This window comes from Halorientalis sp. LT38 (assembly GCF_037031225.1).
Taxonomy (GTDB): domain Archaea; phylum Halobacteriota; class Halobacteria; order Halobacteriales; family Haloarculaceae; genus Halorientalis; species Halorientalis halophila.
On record NZ_JAYEZN010000001.1, the window covers coordinates 1560208 to 1578399 of the forward strand.

Here is an 18192-nt window from a genome sequence, read left to right on the forward strand (position 1 = left end):
CCGTGGCCAACGTCAGTTTCACGTGCCACCAGGGGAAACTTTTTGATCGTTGGTTTCCGTTGTAGACCATATGTCAACCCGGCGCGAAGCAGCTACTGACGCACTTCCGGAGATCGTTCCCCGGAGGCGCGAGGACGTGACGCCCGAACGGGTGGTCAGACTCCTGTTGTACGCACTGGGACTGATCACGGTCGGCTGGCATCTCTACTACGCCTTCCAGGGAGCGATACCGCGCCAACAGCACGCCAACATCCACCTCGGCCTCCTGCTCGTCGTCTTTTACCTCTCGACGCTGGACTTCGATCCCGACGGATGGCGCGATCACCTGCACAACGGCATCTCGGTCGCCCTCGTGGCCGCAGTCGCGGGCGCGACGATGTACGTCCACCTCAACTTCTGGCGCTGGCTGAACGAGGCGCGCCAGCAGCTCGTCTACACGAACACGGACATCGTGATCGGCGGACTCATCATGCTGATCACCATCCACGCGACCTGGCGGGCCTACGGGCGGCTCCTGGGGATGGTCGTCATCGGCGCCCTGTTCTACGGCTGGGCGGGGCCGCTGTTCCCCGGGATCCTCTTCCACGGCGGGTTCAGCCTCGAACGCCTGGTGTACATGAACTCGGTCGCCATCGGCGGCGTCTACGGGTTCATCCTCGGGGTCGGTTCGACCTGGGTGGCCGTGTTCATCCTCTTCGCCGGGATCATCGAAGGGTACGGCGGACTGGATTACGTGACGCGCGTCGGGCAGTCGGTCGGGAGTCGACTCCGCTCGGGCGTCGTCCAGGTGGCGGTCGTCTCCAGCATGCTGATGGGTTCGATCACCGGTAGTTCCGCCGCCAACGTCGCCACCACGGGCTCATTTACGATCCCGCTTATGCGCGAGGAGGGCGTCGAGGGGAAGTACGCGGCCTCGATCGAGTCCATCGCCAGCACGGGCGGCCAGATCCTCCCGCCGGTGATGGGCTCCGCGGCCTTCCTCATGGCCGACATCCTCGGCGTCTCCTTCTTCAGCATCCTCCAGTCGGCGATCCTCCCCGCCCTGTTGTTCTACATCACCGTCGCCTTCGTCGTCCACATCGCCGCGATCAAGAACGGCTGGACGAGCGGTTCGTCTGCCCTGAAAGAGGACGAGTACGACGAGAAGTCCTCGATCCTGCGGACGCTGGTCGACACGCTGCCCTACACCGGGCCGCTCACGGTGCTCATCTACACGCTGGTCGTCCTCCGCTACGACCCGATGTCCGCCGGGATGTACGCGATCCTCTCGGTGATCCTGGGCGGCGTCATCCGTGACGTCGTGCTCGACGGCGGCAACATGACGACCGTGAAGGCGTGGGGCCGCCGGACCGTCGAGGGCTGCAAGATCGGGGCCGAGAACATGGCCCCGCTGACGGCCGTCCTCGCCTCGCTGGGCATCGTCATCAGCGTCATCACCCAGACGGGCTTCACGCAGCGCTTCTCGCTGCAGATGATCTCGCTCGCCGGCGGCGTGTTCATCCTCGTCCTGTTGCTGGCGATGCTGGCCAGCATCCTCTTCGGGATGGGGATGCCGACGCCGGCCGCCTACGTCGTCGTCGCCATCCTGACCGCCCCCGGCCTGGTCCGGCTGGGCATCCAGCCCATCACGGCCCACATGTTCGTGTTCTACTTCGCCCTGCTGTCGACGATCACGCCGCCGGTCGCGCTCTCCTGTGCCGTCGGGGCCGGTATCGCCGAGGCGAAGTTCTGGGACGTGGCCAAAGAGACGATGCGGCTCGGACTCTTCGCCTTCGTCATCCCCTTCACCTTCGCGCTCAACCAGGAGCTCATCTACTGGGAGGGCGCGAAGACGTTCACGACCTTCGCCGCGATCAGCATCGGAATGTTGCTCCTCGGGATCGCACTGGTCGGCTACGACCTGCGGAACGACGTCCCGATCTGGCAGCGCGTGATCTACTTCGCGGCCGCCGGGGCGATCTTCTTCGTCCCGATGTACAGCGCCAAACTCGCGCTCGCCGGCGTCGGGGGCGCCTGGCTTATCCTGCTCGCCCTGCGGACCGGTGACTCGCCGCTGCCCGAGTTCGTCACGCGCTGAACGCCGACAAAACGAGTTTTTCTCTCAGTTCTCGTCGCAGATCGCCACCGCCCGCACCGGACTGGCCGTCGCGCCCTCGATGGGCAACGGCGTCGCGCTGAACGTGAAGCGGTGGTCGGGAATCCGGTCGATCCCGCGGAGGTTCTCCGCGACGAGCGTGTGTTTCTCCGGGACGTCCCGCCGGAGGAACACCTGGTGAGCCGGCAGCGCGGTCGCACCGGACACGTCGACGTTCCCGCAGTCGATCCCGACGAGGCTCACGTCGCGGTCGTGGAGCCACTGGGCGCCCGCCTCCGACAGACCGGGGTGGTCCTCGAGGTACGCGTCCCGGTCGTCGGGGAGGTGGCGGTCCCAGTCGGTGTGGAGCAAGACGATGTCACCCGGGCGGACCTCGACGTCCGCGTCCTCGGCGGCGGCCTCGAGCGACGCGGGGCCGATGCCCTCGCGCGGGCCGGCGTCGGAGAGGTCGAGCCACACCGCGGGACCGTAACACTCCTCCAGGGGGACCTCGTCGATCCCTTCTCCATCGGGGTGGATGTGGATCGGCGCGTCGACGTGGGTGCCGTTGTGTTCGGCGAACAGGACGAACCCGTTCATGACGGACATGTCCTCGACGCCCTTGCCCCGCCAGGTGTCCTCGGTCTCCTCGTGGTTCATTCGCGTCCCCGTGAGGAAGACCGGACTCTTCCCGTGGGCCGGGTGGTTCGCCATGTCCTCGTGGATCCGCGCAGTCAGATCTATCAGTTCGGGCATGCCACGAGGTTCGACGAATCGTTCAATAAGGTTTGCCCAAGCGGCCCCCGATGGTCGGTCCGCGAGCGACCGGCTCAGACGTCGCCGTCGAGGTCGGCGGCGGCGAGCATCCGCGAGATCGCCGCCTCGTCGTAGCCAAGTTCCTCGAGGACGGCGCGGGTGTGCTCGCCCTTCTCCGGCGGCCGGTCGTCCAGGTCGGGACGGCCCTCGGAGGTGCGGAACGGCGCCGCGGCCGTCTTGACCGGCGTGTCCCGGCGGACGTTGTGGGAGTCGGTCAGGATCTCCCGGGCGGCGACGTGGGGGTCGTCCTCGACGAGTTCGTCGACGGTCCGGACGGGGCCCGCGGGGACGCCCGCCTCCGCGAGGAGTTCACAGAGGTCGTCCCGTTCGTACTCGGCGAACTCGGCCTGCAGATCCGCGATCAGTTCGTCCTTGTTGTCCCAGCGCTTCGCGTTGGACTCGTAGCGGTCGTCCTCCAAGAGGTCCGGTCGGTCGAGTGCCGTACAGAGCCGCTCGTAGAGGTCGTCGTTGACGACGCAGATGTAGAACGGTTCGTCCTCGGCCGCGTGGAACACCTCGTTGGGCGCGAGGCCGGCGAAGCCCTGCCCCTGGCGCTCGGCCACCTCGCCGGTGCCGGTGTAGTGGGCGATCCAGTACCCCATCCAGGCGACGGCCACCTCGAAGAGGTTCACGTCGATCAGGTCGCCCTCGCCGGTGAGTTCCCGCTCCGCGAGCGCCGACGCGACGAGGAAGGCCGCCGTCGTGCCGGTGCCCCAGTCGATGACGCTCGCGCCGATCCGGACCGGCGGGCGGTCCTGGTAGCCGATGGTCGACATCAGGCCGCTCATCGCCTGGATCACGGGGTCGTAGGCGGGCCAGTCGCTGTAGGGCCCCTCCTGGCCGAAGCCGGTCAGCGAGAGGTAGACCACGTCCTCGTTGTCTTCGGCGACTGCGTCGTAGTCCAGGTCGAACTGCTCCAGCACGCCCGGCCGGAAACTCTCGATGACCACGTCGGCCTCGGCCGCCAGATCCTGCGCCGCCTGCTGGCCCTCCTCCGTCTTCAGGTCCAGACAGACGCTGCGCTTCTGGGAGAGGTTGACCGAGGCGAACATGGCGCCGTCGAGCAGCCCGCGAAAGGCATCGCCTTCCGGCGGTTCTACTTTGACGACGTTCGCACCCATCGTGCCGAGGAACTGGGTGGCGACTGGTCCCGCGATCGACTGCGTGAGGTCTAGGACGTCGACGTCCTCGAACGGTCGCATACCCTCCACCACCGGCCGGGAGACTAAAATTCTACCCCCCGCCGCACATGGAGGTGTCGCCGATCGCGCTCGCCCTCGCTACCAGCCTTCGCGGGCGGCGATGGCGCCGTCGGCCGCGAGCGCGTCGATCTCGCCCTCGTCGTAGCCCAGCTCGGCGAGGACCTCGCGGTTGTGCTCGCCCAGGACGGGGGCGTGGCGGGGGTCCTGCGGCGGCGTCTCCGACAGCGACAGCGGCGTGTCGGTCAGCGTCAGCTGTTCGAGTCGCGGGTGCGAGACCTCGCGGAAGACCTCGCGTTCCTTCACCTGGTCGAGGTTCGCGGCCTCGTCGATCGTCCGGTGGTGGGCCGCCGGGATGCCAGCGTCGGTGAGCGCCTCGACGGCCTCGTCTGCCGGCTGCTCGGCGAGCCACTCCTCGAAGATCGCCGTGAGTTCGGCGGCGTCGTCCATCCGGCCCGCGTCCGTCTGGTATTTCTCCTCTTCCAGGAGGTCCTCGCGGCCGATGAGTTCGCAGACGGACTCCCACATCGGATCGGAGTAGAGGAGGAGGGCGACGCAGACCCAGCCGTCGGCGGCTTCGGCGGCGCCGTAGAGCATGTCGGAGTCGAAGAAGGCGTTCCGCCCGCCGCGTTTCGGGATCTCGCCGCAGTTGTGGTAGTACTCGAAGGCCGCGTCCATGTTGTGCATCAGCGACTCCAGGAGCGAGATCTCGACCTTCTGCCCGGCGGCGTCGTTGGCGTCCCGGTGGCGCAGCGCCGCGAGCGCGCTGATCGCGGCGTGACAGCCTGCGTAGTAGTCGGCGACGGAGGACTGCGAGCGGATGGGCGGCTTCCCGTCGTCGTAGCCCATCAGGCTCGAGAGTCCGGAGACGTGCTGGACGATGGTGTCCATCGCGGGTTTGGTGGCCATCGGACCGGTCTCGCCGTAGCCGGTGACGTGGACGTAGATCAGGTCCTCGTTGATCTCCCGGAGGGTCTCGTAGTCGACCTCGAGGCGCTCGGCGACGCCGGGCGGCCAGTTCTGGACGAACACGTCGGACTCGGCGACCAGGTCGTACAGCGTCGCCATCCCGCCGGGCGCTTTCATGTCGAGACAGAGCGACCGCTTGCTGCGGTTGAACTGCTCGAAGCCCGGGTTGAACTGTTCGCCGTCCTTCTCGCGGCGGTCGGTGCGGTAGACGTCCCCGCCCGGGCGCTCGATCTTGATCACGTCCGCCCCGAGGTCCGCCAGGTACGTCGCACACAGCGGCCCCGCGATGGCCTGTCCACAGTCGATCACGCGCACGTCTGAGAGCGGCATACCCCACACTGCACCCGCCGTCGCATAAGGGTATTCCCGGTGGCAGGAAAGTTACGCCCGGTGGCAGGACGCTCAGTCCTGGCGCGCCCCGGAGTCGAGGTTGATGTCCTGGGCGGTGAGGTTGCGAGCGTGTTCGCTCGCGAGGTACGCGACCAGTTCGCCCACGTCCTCGGGGGCGACGATGCTGTCGAGCGGCAGGCGGTCGGTGACGCGCTCTTCCATCGCCTCCGCGAAGGAGATGCCCCGTTCCTCGGCCTGGCGCTCGATCATCCGCTCGATACGGTCGCCTTCGACCGCGCCGGGGCAGATCGTGTTCACCGTCACGTCGTCCTCGCCGAGTTCGTAGGCCAGGCTCCGCCCGAAGCCGATCATGGCCGCCTTCGACGCCGAGTAGGGCGTCCGCGTCGGATAGGGGTCCTTGCCCGCGATCGAGGAGATGTTGACGACGCTGCCCCGATCGCTCTCGCGGAGGTGCGGCGCGGCGTACTTGCACATGAGGAAAGCGCCCCGGATATTCACGTCCTGCGTTCGGTCCCACTCCTCGAGCGTGACCTCCTCGATCGGCGCCGTTGGCCCGCCGATGCCGGCGTTGTTGACGAGCACGTCGAGGCCGCCGAACTCGTCGACGGTGGCCTCGACGGCGTTCTCGACAGAGTCCTCTTCGGTCACGTCGAGTTCGATCGGGAGCGTCGCGGCGTCGTCGCCGATCATGTCGGCCGTTTCCTGGATGCCGTCGCTGCTGCGCGCGCCGAGTGCCACGTCCGCGCCGTGATCGGCGAGGACGAGCGCGATCGAGCGGCCGATTCCCTGACTCGCACCGGTGACGAGAGCCGTCTGTCCGTCGAGCATACCGTCTCCTCGGAACCGAGGGGCTTCAAACTACGCCCGGCGGCCGACTCGACAGGTCGCTCAGTACTCGTGAAAGCCCGCGCCGGCGTCCCGTCCGGTCTTCCCGGCCTCGACGAGTTCGACCAGATACGGGGCGGGCTCGTACCGGTCCGCGCCGTACTCGTCGTGGAGGGTCCGGAGCATCTCCAGGACGGCGTCGAGGCCGATCTCGTCCCCGCGTTCGCAGGGCCCCTGCGGCCAGCCGGTGCCGAGAGTCATCCCGGTGTCGACGGCCTCCGCGGTGGCGACGTCCTGGCCGATCAGGCGGGCGGCCTCGTTGATGATGGTCGCCTCGACGCGGAAGACGTCGAAGTCCGTGCCGTCCCCTTCCTCGTAGTCCGGGCCGTCGCCGTGGTCGTACTCGTAGTACCCGGTCCCGGTCTTCCGGCCGAGTTCGTCGGCCTCGACCTTCTCCTCCATCAGCGGCGACACCGGGACGTCGCCGGACTGGCGGACGTGGTAGGAGACCTCGATCCCGGTCATGTCGAGCAACTCGAAGGGCCCCATCGGGTAGCCCGCGCGGTGGACGAGCGCGGCGTCGGCCTCCCGGATCGTGGCCTCGCCCTTCGAGACCATCCAGTGCGGTTCGTCGATGAACGGCCCGAGGACGTTGTTGACGACGAACCGGTGGACGTCCTTGCGGACGTGGATCGGCGTCTTCCCGAGGTCCTCGGCGAAGGCGTAGGCGGCCTCGGCCGTCTCCTCGCTCGTGTGGTCGCCGTGGATCACCTCGACCAGGTCCATCTTCACCGGCGGGTTGAAGAAGTGCATGCCGACGACGTCCTCCGGCCGCTCGGTCGCGCTCGCGATCTCGGTGACCGACAGCGAGGAGGTGTTCGACGCCAGCAGCGCCCCGTCGGCCGCGTGTTCGTCGACGTCGGCGAACACCTCGCGTTTGATGTCCATGTCCTCGGGGACGGCCTCGATGACGGCGTCGGCGTCGCCCACCGCGTCCGCGAGATCGGTGGTGGTCTCGATCCGGTTCATCACCGCGTCGACCGACTCGTCCAGCCGATCGGACTCGGCGAGTTTCTCGAGCGACCACTCGATCGACTCGTAGCCGTCCTCGACCAGATCGCGTTCGACGTCCCGCATCGTCACGTCGAACCCGGCGAGGGCCGCCACTTCCGTCAGCCCGTGTCCCATGTTGCCCGCGCCCAGCACCGCGACGCGGTCGATGTCGTCCGTTGCCATGACTCTCGGTTCCCGTGCTGTGTCCTTAACGCCATCGCGGGCGGCACGTCCCCGCGGAATCGCGACCGACTGCCGCCCCCGCCACCAGTAAACGTATGGCGGATCCGCGTGAGAACAAGCCATGGTAACTGCCGGCACGGAGTACGTTTCGGTCGCGGCGGGACCAGACGTGGTCACCGTCGAATTGAGCCGCCCGGAGAAACTGAACGCCCTGCTCCCGGAGACGATCGAGGGCCTCTCGCGGGTCTTCGAGACGCTCGCCGAGGACCCCGGCCGCGGCGTCTTGCTCACGGGCGAGGGCGACGTGACCTGCGCCGGGATGGACACCGAGATCGTATCCGGCGACTACGCGGAGGAACACGCCGACCTCGACGCCACACTGCAGGAGCTCTACCGGCAGATCGCGACCTATCCCGCGCCCGTCGCGGTCGCCGGCCGCGGCGCGCTCGTCGGCGCTGGCGCGGTCCTCTCGCTGTCCTGTGAGTTCCTCGTGCTCGGCCGCGAGACGACCTTCGCCGTCCCGGAGGTCGCCTACGGGATCGCCTCGGAGCGGTCGGCCGAGTTGCTCCCCGGTATCGTCGGCCAGCGCGTCGCCGCCGAACTCCTGCTCACCGGCGAGGCGATCGAGCCCGAACGCGCCCGCGAGGTCGGCCTCGCAAACGACGTGGTCCCCGAGACCGAGGTCGAGGCCCGCGCCCGCGACCTGCTGGAGACCGTCGCCGAACACGACGACGAGACGGTCGCGGAACTCGTCGGCCTGCTAGGTGACGCCCGATGAGCGACGTGCCGTCGGGGGACTTCGCGGTCGAACGCGAGAGCTGGCCCGAGGGCCTGTCGCGCACGCTCTCCTTCCCCCACGGCCGACGGCCGCTCCACGAGTACGTCCGCGAACACGCCCGGGACCGGCCGGACGCGCCGGCGGTCACCTTCTACGGTCGGACGCTCTCCTGGCGCGAGTTCGACGACGCGGTCGACGCGTTCGCCGCCGGACTGACCCGGCGGGGGCACGGCCCCGGCGACGTCTGCGCGCTCTTCCTCCAGAACTCGCCGCAGTTCCTCGTCGCCTACCACGGCGCACACCGCGCGGGCCTCGCGGTGACGCCGCTCAATCCCCAGTTCGAGACGCCCGCCGTCCGCCGCCAGCTCGACGACAGCGGGGCCGCCGTGCTCGTGGCCCACAGCGGGCTGCTCGCCACCGCCCGTCCGGGACTCGCGGACACGGACGTCGAGCGAGTGCTGCTCACGGCCTACGGGGAGTACACGGGCGAGTCGTCGCCCGTGCCGGTCCACCCCGACGTGGCCGAGGAGCCGTCGGTGGTAGACGCGTTCGCGGACGGACCGGGCGAGGGTGGCGGCGGCCCCGAGGAGACGGCCTTCGCGGACCTCCTGGCGGCGGGCGACGACGCTGACGCGTCGCCCGAGGAGCCGTCGGTGACCGACCGCGCGCTGCTCCAGTACACCGGCGGGACCACGGGGCTCCCGAAGGGCTGCGTCCACACCCACTGGAACGTCCTGTTCAAGGCGCGGACGACCGCGCAGGTCCGCCGCTACGACGCCGCGGACACGTTACTGGGAGTGATGCCGCTGTTCCACGTCGCGGGCAAGCAGCGCTACTGCGACGCGCTGGCGGCGACCGGCTGTCACACCGTTCTGCTCGCGCGCTATGGACCGGAAGCCGTGCTCGCGGCCGTCGACGAGCACGACGTGACCTCGACGTGGCTTGCGGTGCCGGCGGTCGAAGCGATGCTCGACCGCCCCGACCTCGACCGGTACGACCTCCGGTCGCTGTCGGCCCGCCGGGCCTTTACCAACTGTTCGAGCTTCGGGACGAACCTCACCCGCGAGATCAGCGACGCCTGGCGCGAGGTCACCGGCGCGCGGCTCCAGGAGTCGGGCTACGGCCTGACCGAGACCCACACGACCGACACGCACACCTACGGCGACGACCGGATCGAGCCGGGGTTCGTCGGCCAGCCCTGCTACTGCGTCGAGGTCGAGATCAGGGACTTCGAGAGCGGCGCGACCCTCCCCGCCGGCGAGCAGGGCGAGATCGTCCTCCGCTCCCCTTCGACGATGGAGGGGTACCTCGATAGGCCCGAGGCGACCGCGGACGTGCTGGAGCCCGACGGCTTCCTCCACACCGGCGACGTGGGGCGACTGACCGAGAGCGGGGCGCTGTACTTCCTCGGTCGCCGGAAGGACACCCTGAAGGTATCCGGCCACACCGTCTCCCCGCGGGAGGTCGAGGTGACGCTCGCGGACCACGCGGCCGTCGACGACGTGGTGGTCGTCGGCCGCCCCCACGAGTCCCGTGGCACGGTCCTCGAAGCACACGTCGTCCCGTGCGGGGACGCGCCGGACGACGACGCGCTCGAAGCCGCGCTGCTCGATTTCGCGGGGGAGACCCTGGCGGAGTACAAGCGGCCGGTCGACGTGGTGCGGCGGGAGTCGTTCCCGCGGACGGACGTGGGGAAGGTCGACCGCGCGGCCTACCGTGACGAACTGCCAGAGGAGTACCGCTAGTTCACCGCATCAGCTGGCCGCCGTTGACCTGGACCGTCTCGCCCGTCACGTAGCCGGCGTCACGGAGGTACGCCGCCGCCTCGGCCACGTCTTCGGGCTGGCCGAGCCGTCCGACCGGGATCTGCTCACGGCGCTCGCGCTTGTCCGCCTCGTCGTTCGTCGCGTCGGTCATGTCCGTCTCGACGTAGCCGGGCGCGACGGCGTTGACGCGGATATCGGGCGCGAACTCCTGGGCGTGGCTCCGCGTGAGTCCGACGACGGCCGCCTTGGAGGCGGCGTAGTGACACTCGTAGGCGGCCCCGTCGAAGGCCAGTCGCGAGGAGATGTTGACGATGGAGGGACCGGCCTCGGCGGCTTCGGTGTCGTCCGCGGCCTCCCGGAGGTGGGGAAGGGCGGTCTTGCTGACGGTGAACGCGCCGGTGACGTTGACGTCGAGGACCCGGGAGAAGGCGTCGGGGGAGAGCTGGGGCGTGAAGACGTGCTCGTTGATCGCGGCGTTGTTGACGACGTGGTCGAGACGGCCGAACTCCGCGACGGCCCGATCGACCAGGTCGGCCGCCGCCACCGGGTCGCCGACGTTTGCCTGGTGCGTGACGACCGAAGCGTCCGTCGTCTCGCGGATCTCGTCGGCCGCGGCCGCGGCGGCCTCCCGGCTGGTGTTGTAGTTCAGGACGACGTCACAGCCGTCCGCGGCGTACTGGCGGGCGATGGCACGGCCGATCCCCCGGGAGGAACCGGTCACGACAGCGACTGACATACGAGGGTATCGGTGGCCGGTCCTACTAATCTTTCCCGGCCGGCACGGGCAGGACGAGACAGCACAGCGTCGCGACCAGCGCGAGGCCGGCCAGGAGGAAGAAGGCCTCGTCGAACAGGTCGGCGTCGGCGAGGGCGCCGACGAAGGTAGAGCCGAGCGAGCCGAGCAGCAGGTAGCCCGTCCGGAGCAGGCCCAGTCCGCTTGCCTGCCCCTCGTCGGGCAGCGCGGCGATGGTGTAGGAGAAGACGATGGGCCAGAACCCGAGCTGGACGCTCACGGCGACGACGGCCGGGACCAGGAGGAACGTGCTGGGAACGAACGGGAGGGCGAACAACGTCGCCGCGCTGGCCGCGAGCAGGAGGGCCATGGTCCGACGCTGGCCGAACCGGTCGCCGAGGTTGCCGCCGACGACCTGCGCGACGACCCCGCCGGCGAAGAAGGCCCCGAACAGCGTCGCGGCGGCCTGTTCGGACAGGCCCTTCATCGCCACGAGGTAGGTCGGGAGGAAGGCCGTCACGCCCTGGTAGGTGAAGAACATCACCAGCATGATCACGGTCGCGAGCCCGACCTCCCGGGTCACGAGGCCGGCGAGGACGGCCCGCGCGTCCTCCCGGACGGAGGCGCCGGCCTCGCTCCGGCCGGCTTCGGTGGGGACGAACAGCCACAGGAGCAGCGTGCCGATCGCGAAGAGGGGGATCGCGAAGGCGAAGCCGAACTGCCAGGCGACCGTGGCGGCGAGCGCACCGGCGATCACCGGCAGGATCGTCGTCCCGACGTTGCCCGCCGCCGAGCAGATCCCGATGGCCGTCCCGTCCCGGTCCGGGTAGACGGCCGAGAGGACGGTCACGCGAGGCGTCCCGTACATCCCCGTTCCGATCCCGAACAGGACGATCCCGAGGACGAAGACGGGGACCGCAGGGGCGATCGCGAGCAGCGTCACGCCGACCAGTCCGGCGGCGGCCCCGAAGGTGAGGACGGAACGGCCGCCGACGCGGTCGGCGACGATCCCGCCGGGTAACTGCAACAGCGCCGCGACGCTCAGGAGGATCGTGTAGACCGACCCGGCGACGGTGTTCGAGAAGGCGAACTCGGCGCGGATGCTCGGGAACAGCGTCGGGACGACCAGCCTGACGCCGAGCAGGAGGAACCAGCCGAACCCGACGGCCACGAGGACGCCGAGGCGGTCGTCGACCAGCGGCGACTTGCGGACGTGCTGCTCGACCCGGGACAGGCCTGGGAACACAGTACCCGTATCCCCCACCCTGCGGCTTGAATCTTCCCTTCGTGGCGACGGGCCGGGGTCGATTGATCTAAGGGGGGTCCGGGAGAACGGGCGAGGCGTGCCCTCGCTCGCCACGCTGTTCGGTGACGACGCCGAGATCCTCGGGGACCGGAGCTTCCAGCTCCTGTTGCTGGCGAACCTGAGCCCGCCCCTCGGGAGCGCGCTGATCTCGCCGCTTCTGGACACGCTGGTGGGCCCCTTCGGCGTCAGCGAAGCCCAGATCGGGCTGCTGATGACCGCCTTCACCGCGCCGAGCATCGTCCTCATCCCGCTGGTCGGCATGCTGGCCGACCGGATCGGCCGCAAGTCCGTCATCCTCGGCGGCCTCGTTTGCTTCGGCGTCGGCGGCGTCGCCATCGCGTTCACGACGGACTTTCGCGTCGCGCTCGGCCTGCGCCTCCTCCAGGGCGTCGGCTTCGCGGGGCTGACGCCGATCATCGTCACGAGCATCGGCGACCTCTACCGGGGCGGTGCCGAGGCCACGGCCCAGGGCATCCGCTTTGCCACCTCAGGGTTCACGCTCATGACCTTCCCCCTGCTCGGCGGCGCACTCGTCGCGCTGGCCTGGCAGTACCCCTTCTTCCTCTACGCGTTGACCTTCCCGACCGCGGTCCTCATCCTCCTGTTCTTCGAGGAGCCGACGAGCGAGGCATCGCGTCGCGGGAACGCGGACACGAGCGCGTCGGACGTCGTGCAGTTCGTCCGCCAGCCCAAGGTCGCCGCGGTGCTGGTCGGTCGGGCCATCCCGAACTTCCTCTACACGGCCTTTCTCACCTACAACTCCTTCGTCGTCGTCCGGCTGATCGGCGGGAGCCCGGGCGAGGCGGGACTGCTGATCACGGCCGCGAGCGTCGTCCACACGATCTCGGCCACGCAGGCCGGCCGCATCACCGCCGTCTTCGACAGCCGGCTCTACCCGCTTCTGGGGGCGAACCTGGCGATGGGCGGTGGCTTCGCGGCCGTCGGGCTCGCGGGGTCGCTCCCGGTCGCCGTGCTGGGCAGCGCCGGGATCGGCCTCGGGTTCGGCACCTCCCTTTCCCTGTACCGGAGCGTCATCACCGGCTTCACGGTCGAGTCGCTCCGCGGGAGCGTCGTCAGCGCCGGGTCGGCGCTGGGTCGGGTCGGCGCCACGATCGCACCCATCGTAATGGGGCTGGCCGTCTCATACGGCGAGCCCCTGTTCGGGTTCGACGTCGCCGTCCGCGGGACCGTCACCGGCGCGGCCGTCCTCTGCGGCCTCGGCGGGGCGCTCTGCCTCCTGGTCGCGAAACGCTCCCCGGCCGTCGAGTACGCCGACGAGCGGCCGGCCGGCGGATGATCCGCGTCCCAAGTCACTCCCCCGACTCAGCCGCTCCCCACAGCTATATCCCTCGCGCCGTCCAGCCCGAGGTATGCGCGCAGCCGTCTACCCCGACAGCGGCGATCCGGCGGACATCGACGTCGAAACCGTCCCCGACCCCGAGCCGGAACCGGGGGAGGCCGTCGTCCGCGTGGAGGCCTGTTCGGTCAATCACCGCGACCTCTGGAAGCTCGACGGGACTCGCGAGACCGGCGACCAGTTCGTCGGCGGGGCCGACGTGGCCGGCGTCGTCGAGCGAATCGAGCCGGGCGAGGGAGAGCCGCCGGTCGCGGTCGGCGACCGGGTCTTGCTCTGCCCGCTTCAGACCTGCGGCACCTGCCGGTACTGCCGGGAGGGCCCCGAGAACTACTGCGCCGAGTACGACAGCTTCGACGGCGGGTTCGCCGAGCGCTGCGCCGTCGACGCCCACCGCCTGATCGAACTCCCCGATGGGGTCGACGTCGTCGCGGCGGCGACGCTCCCGATCGCCTCGATGACCGCCTGGCGGATGCTCGAACGGGCCGACGTGACCGCAGGGGACCGCGTGTTCGTCCCCGGCGCCACCGGCGGGGTCGGCGTCGCGACGATCCAGCTAGCTGGCCTGCGGGGCGCAGAGACCGTCGGCACCTCCACGTCGGCGAGGAAGCTCGAGCGCCTCGCCGACCTTGGCTGTGACCACACGATCGAGACGGGCGACCCGGACGAGATGGTCGAACGCGTCGGCGAGCTCGGTCCCGTCGACGCGACGATCAACCACCTCGGCGGGCCGTTCGGTCGCGCCGGCATGGAAGTCCTCCGTCGGGGCGGGACCCAGGTCGTCTGCGGCCGCACCGCCGGGCCCACCGTCGAACTGGATCTCTGGGACACCTACTTCAACCACAAGGACCTGCTGGGGAGTACGCTGGGGACCCAGCCCGACCTCGAACGGGTGCTCGACTTCCTCGCCGCGGGCGAGATCGAGGCGGTCGTCCACGACACGTACCCGCTCGCGGAGACGGCGGCGGCCTTCCGCGACATGTCCGCGCGGGATCTGTTCGGGAACGCAGTGGTCACGCCGGGGGCCTGAACCCCGAACCCGTCCGGGTCGCGGCCGAGGGCGCTCGGCACTGTCGGCCCTCACCAGGATTGGCGCTCGGCCGGGTCGGCCTTGCGCCGTCGCCCAGATTTATGCCGTCTCGCCGAGTGGACTGTGGTAATGGACTTCCGATTGAGCGAGGAACAGCGGCTGATCCGCGATCAGATCCGGACGGTCTGCGGCGACTTCGGCGACGAGTACTGGCGGCAGAAACACCGGGACCACGAGTTCGCCTGGGAATTCTTCGAGGCGTTCGCCGAGGACGGCTGGTGCGGGATCACCATCCCGCAGGAGTACGGCGGGCAGGGCTACGGCGTTCAGGAGGCGGCGCTGGTCCAGCAGGAGATCGCCCGCTCGGGCGCGGCGATGGCCGGCACCTCGATCACCTCCCACCACGTCTTCAGCACCGCGCCCCTCGTGGAGTTCGGCGACGAGGACCACAAGGAGCGCTACCTGCCCGACATCGCCGAGGGGTCGGTGATGGTCTGTACCGGCGTGACCGAACCGAACGCGGGGACGGACACCTCGAGCATCGAGACCACCGCCACCCGCGACGGCGACGAGTACGTGATCGACGGCCAGAAGATCTGGACCTCGAAGGCCCAGGAGGCAGACGTCATCATGTTGCTCGTCCGGACGAGTCCCCGCGAGGAGAGCGATCGCTTCGGCGGCCTCTCGCTGTTTTTCACCGAGTTCGACCAGGACATGGACGGCGTCGACGTCAGCGAGATCCCCAAGGCCGGCCGCGGCGCGGCCGACTCGAACGAGGTCTGGTTCGACGGCGTCCGCGTCCCCGCCGAGGACCGCATCGGCGAGGAGGGCGAGGGCTTCGGCTACCTCCTCTCCTTCGCCAACACCGAGCGGATCAGCATCGCGGCGAACGCGGTCGGCATCGGCCAGGCCGCCGTCGACAAGGCCGCCGACTACGCCCGCGAGCGTGAGGTGTTCGGCAGTCCGATCGGCTCCTATCAGGCGATCCAGCACCCGCTGGCCGAGGCCTGGAGCAAACTGGAACTGGACGAACTGGCGGTCCGGAAGGCCGCCTGGCTCTACGACACCGACCGGGACGCCAGCGCGGCGGCCAACGCCGCCAAACTCCGGGCCAGCGAGGACGCCCTCGACGCCTGCGAGCGAGCGATGCGCGTCCACGGCGGCATGGGCTACGCCCAGGAGTACGACGTCGAGCGCTACTGGCGCGAGACGATGATCAACGTCATCGCCCCCATCTCCAACGAGATGGTGCGAAACTACATCGGCCAGCACGTCCTCGACCTCCCCCGGTCGTACTGACCGACCGCGTTCGACGGCGGCGACGGGTTCCGATTTTCCACGTGACCCGAGAATCGGTAGCAGAGATCCAATCGAGATCTGTCTGCGCCGCTCGTGACCCAGTAGATAACGGACTGAGAACGTTATTCGATAGGAGAACCGAGCACGACGACCGGTCGCTTCAAGAGTTGCGTGTGGGAGAGACAGGAACCAGTCACGGGCCAGAGACGTTCGATCCTGTACACGAGCGGACGCGAAACCGGACGGTATCGATGAAAGCGGCAAGGGTGACAGCCAGCGTGGCGGGCTATTACGCCGCGGATCGTGGTGTTCCGTGGCACGGCCGCACCCGCTACCGTCGTTAACCACGAACCGGGTACCGTCTCTGTGGATCAGCCGTGCCCATCTCCCCTCTACCTTCGACCGGCGCCGGGCTACTCCTCGAGGGCGTCCCGCGTGATGTAGCCCCGCCTGAGCGCCCGCTCGACCGGTACCTGGGTGTGACACTCCTCGCACTCGACCTCGAAGGAGACGTGGACCTCGACGTCGCCGCAGGCGGCCAGGTTCCCCTTCGAGACCAGCGAGCGGACGGCGTCTTCGAGCTTCCCGGTCGCGTGCTCGCGCGTGTACTCGATGGCGTCTGCCTCCCAGTCGGTCGCCTCGACGTCGCGTTCGAGGCCCAGACAGTCGGTGAGGTGGGTCCGGACGACGCCGTAGGAGACGAAGTCGGCGTCGAGTTCGTCTACGTCGATCCCTTCGCCCCGGAGGTCGCGCCGCACTTCGGCCGCGACCGTCTCGTCGTCGCCGGTGAGCCGCTCGTACTTCGACTCCGGTTCGTTCCCGAGCGTAGAGAGCCCCGCCCGGTCCATCTCCCGCCGGAGCATCATCGTGTTCAGCCACTCGGCAAGCTGCCGGTACCCCTTGCGCTGGGCCGCGTCGGCCTGCCACTGGTCGACCAGCCGCCGCTCGTAGCGCTCCATGTCGCGTTCGTCCAGGATCCGACACACCTTGCACCCGTACTCGGTCATCGCGTCCGGATAGGCCCCCGCCGGGAATATATGTCGTGGTGTGCCAGATCCGGGGAGCGCCCCGGTCGGCGATGCCGGTCCGAGGGAGACGAGCGAACCGCTCGCTCGCCCATCCCACCACGAGACGGGTATCTGACAAATATACATGCTATATTATATTTCGATAAATGAGGTCTCGGGAGAAGTTCGTTGCCTGTTCCGTTATTACCCGAATTACCGTCCTTCATCGCTTTTAGCCGGTATTTTCACGTCCATCTCGGGAGGCCGTGACGAATACTCGGTTGCACGCAATGATCTTCGGAAACACCGTTTTCAACCCCGGATTCCATTTAAATCGGGCGTATCGACGTCGAATCTGGAAAGAGCCCCTGATTATAGCATATTTCCTACATGATTAGCGTAAGGTAAGATTTCGTGGATATCTTCGACGCGCCATGATCGGTCCCATCTGGCCCGCGGGGGCGGGGCCAGCCATATATACCAGGCCCGTGAGGGGAGTCCATATGGCGGGAGTGGTGGACCTGTTCCAGTCCGTCGTCGGGACGAATCCGGTCGCGATGGGGTTGGCCGGCGGCCTCGTCATCGCCGGGCTCAACCTGTTCGGGGCGTCGCTGGTGCTGGTCTGGCGGAACCCGAGCGAACGAGCCCTCGACGGGGCGCTTGGGTTCGCGGCGGGGGTGATGCTCGCGGCCGCGTTCACGAGCCTCATCATCCCCGGCATCGACGATTACGCGGGCGGGGACCCGGTCCCCGTCCTCGCGGGCGTCGCGCTGGGCGTGCTCTTCCTCGACCAGGCCGACGGGCTGGTTCCCCACGCCCACTACCTGTTGACCGGCGAGCGGCGCGCCGACGCCGCCAACCCGGGCGACTCGGTCGGTATCGACAGCGAGCGACTGGCCCCGGTCGTACTCTTTATCCTCGCGATCACGCTGCACAACATGCCAGAGGGGCTGGCCGTCGGGGTCGCCTTCGGCGCGGTCGCGAACGCGAGCGACCCGGCCGCGGTCGAGGCGGCGATGGGCCAGGCCATCTCGCTCATGCTGGCCATCGGCATCCAGAACGTCCCGGAGGGGCTGGCGGTGTCGGTCGCGGCGATCAACGCCGGACTCGATCGGCGGTTCTACGCCGTCGTCGCCGGCGTCCGCGCCGGCGTCGTCGAGATCCCGCTGGCACTTCTGGGCGCGGTGGCCGTCACCCTCGTCGAACCCCTCCTGCCCTACGCCATGGGCTTCGCCGCCGGCGCGATGCTGTTCGTCATCTCCGACGAGATCGTCCCCGAGACGCACGTCCGGGGCAACGAGCGGATCGCGACGCTGGGCACGATGCTCGGCGTCATCGTCATGCTGTACCTCGACGTCTCGCTCGGGTGAGCCGGGCCCGGACGCCGGATCGGGTCCGATCAGCCCGGACTCGCCCCTCGATTCGGCCGTCGACACTATCTACAAGTTG

General features: G+C 68.9%; 14 protein-coding genes and 1 pseudogene. 7 read left to right on the forward strand and 8 right to left on the reverse strand.

Annotated elements, in window-relative coordinates; genetic code table 11:
• Nucleotides 1–70: 70 nt before the first annotated feature.
• Nucleotides 71–2077, forward strand: a complete 2007-nt coding sequence (locus U5918_RS07995) for a TRAP transporter permease (protein WP_336000736.1) — start codon at nucleotides 71–73, stop codon at nucleotides 2075–2077.
• Nucleotides 2078–2101: 24 nt separating this feature from the next.
• Here the strand turns inward: U5918_RS07995 and U5918_RS08000 are convergent, their stop codons facing one another.
• The 5 genes and pseudogenes from U5918_RS08000 to U5918_RS08020 form a co-directional block, all read right to left on the reverse strand.
• Nucleotides 2102–2830, reverse strand: coding sequence for a cyclase family protein (locus U5918_RS08000; protein WP_336000737.1), 729 nt, complete (start codon nucleotides 2828–2830; stop codon nucleotides 2102–2104).
• Between the two features lie 74 nt (nucleotides 2831–2904).
• Nucleotides 2905–4092 (reverse strand): CaiB/BaiF CoA transferase family protein, encoded by a 1188-nt coding sequence (locus tag U5918_RS08005; RefSeq protein WP_336000738.1) that lies wholly within the window; start codon nucleotides 4090–4092, stop codon nucleotides 2905–2907.
• A gap of 78 nt (nucleotides 4093–4170) precedes the next feature.
• Entirely contained in the window at nucleotides 4171–5388 is a 1218-nt protein-coding gene (locus U5918_RS08010; RefSeq protein ID WP_336000740.1) for a CaiB/BaiF CoA transferase family protein, read from the reverse strand.
• Between the two features lie 72 nt (nucleotides 5389–5460).
• Nucleotides 5461–6237 (reverse strand): SDR family NAD(P)-dependent oxidoreductase, encoded by a 777-nt coding sequence (locus U5918_RS08015; protein ID WP_336000741.1) that lies wholly within the window; start codon nucleotides 6235–6237, stop codon nucleotides 5461–5463.
• Nucleotides 6238–6300: 63 nt separating this feature from the next.
• A pseudogene (locus tag U5918_RS08020) lies at nucleotides 6301–7470 on the reverse strand (3-hydroxyacyl-CoA dehydrogenase); the annotation flags it as partial.
• A 121-nt stretch (nucleotides 7471–7591) separates the two neighbouring features.
• Between U5918_RS08020 and U5918_RS08025 the strand changes: the two are divergent.
• Together U5918_RS08025 and U5918_RS08030 are read left to right on the forward strand one after the other, a co-directional pair.
• Nucleotides 7592–8248, forward strand: coding sequence for an enoyl-CoA hydratase/isomerase family protein (locus tag U5918_RS08025; RefSeq protein WP_336000743.1), 657 nt, complete (start codon nucleotides 7592–7594; stop codon nucleotides 8246–8248).
• On the forward strand, nucleotides 8245–9993 hold the full coding sequence (locus tag U5918_RS08030; protein ID WP_336000745.1) for an AMP-binding protein: 1749 nt from the start codon (nucleotides 8245–8247) through the stop codon (nucleotides 9991–9993). The genes U5918_RS08025 and U5918_RS08030 overlap by 4 nt, the downstream gene beginning before the upstream one ends.
• A gap of 1 nt (nucleotide 9994) precedes the next feature.
• Here the strand turns inward: U5918_RS08030 and U5918_RS08035 are convergent, their stop codons facing one another.
• Entirely contained in the window at nucleotides 9995–10750 is a 756-nt protein-coding gene (locus U5918_RS08035; protein ID WP_336000746.1) for an SDR family NAD(P)-dependent oxidoreductase, read from the reverse strand.
• A gap of 25 nt (nucleotides 10751–10775) precedes the next feature.
• Nucleotides 10776–11993, reverse strand: coding sequence for an MFS transporter (locus U5918_RS08040; RefSeq protein WP_336000748.1), 1218 nt, complete (start codon nucleotides 11991–11993; stop codon nucleotides 10776–10778).
• A 97-nt stretch (nucleotides 11994–12090) separates the two neighbouring features.
• Between U5918_RS08040 and U5918_RS08045 the strand changes: the two genes are divergently transcribed.
• The 3 genes from U5918_RS08045 to U5918_RS08055 all read left to right on the forward strand — a co-directional run bounded on the left by U5918_RS08045 (nucleotide 12091) and on the right by U5918_RS08055 (nucleotide 15736).
• A complete protein-coding gene (locus U5918_RS08045) occupies nucleotides 12091–13350 on the forward strand; it encodes an MFS transporter (protein WP_336000750.1) in 1260 nt (419 codons plus the stop codon).
• 73 nt (nucleotides 13351–13423) lie between these two features.
• Nucleotides 13424–14437, forward strand: a complete 1014-nt coding sequence (locus tag U5918_RS08050; RefSeq protein WP_336000751.1) for an alcohol dehydrogenase catalytic domain-containing protein — start codon at nucleotides 13424–13426, stop codon at nucleotides 14435–14437.
• A gap of 129 nt (nucleotides 14438–14566) precedes the next feature.
• On the forward strand, nucleotides 14567–15736 hold the full coding sequence (locus U5918_RS08055; RefSeq protein ID WP_336000753.1) for an acyl-CoA dehydrogenase family protein: 1170 nt from the start codon (nucleotides 14567–14569) through the stop codon (nucleotides 15734–15736).
• A 413-nt stretch (nucleotides 15737–16149) separates the two neighbouring features.
• Here U5918_RS08055 and rdfA read toward each other — a convergent pair whose 3' ends face one another.
• Nucleotides 16150–16743: a rod-determining factor RdfA gene (rdfA, locus tag U5918_RS08060; RefSeq protein WP_336000754.1), complete on the reverse strand. Its 594-nt coding sequence runs from the start codon at nucleotides 16741–16743 to the stop codon at nucleotides 16150–16152.
• Between the two features lie 503 nt (nucleotides 16744–17246).
• On the opposite strand from rdfA, the gene U5918_RS08065 reads away from it, so the two are divergent.
• The gene (locus tag U5918_RS08065; RefSeq protein WP_336000755.1) at nucleotides 17247–18113 is read left to right on the forward strand and encodes a ZIP family metal transporter; all 867 of its coding nucleotides are present in this window, start codon (nucleotides 17247–17249) and stop codon (nucleotides 18111–18113) included.
• Nucleotides 18114–18192: the final 79 nt, after the last annotated feature.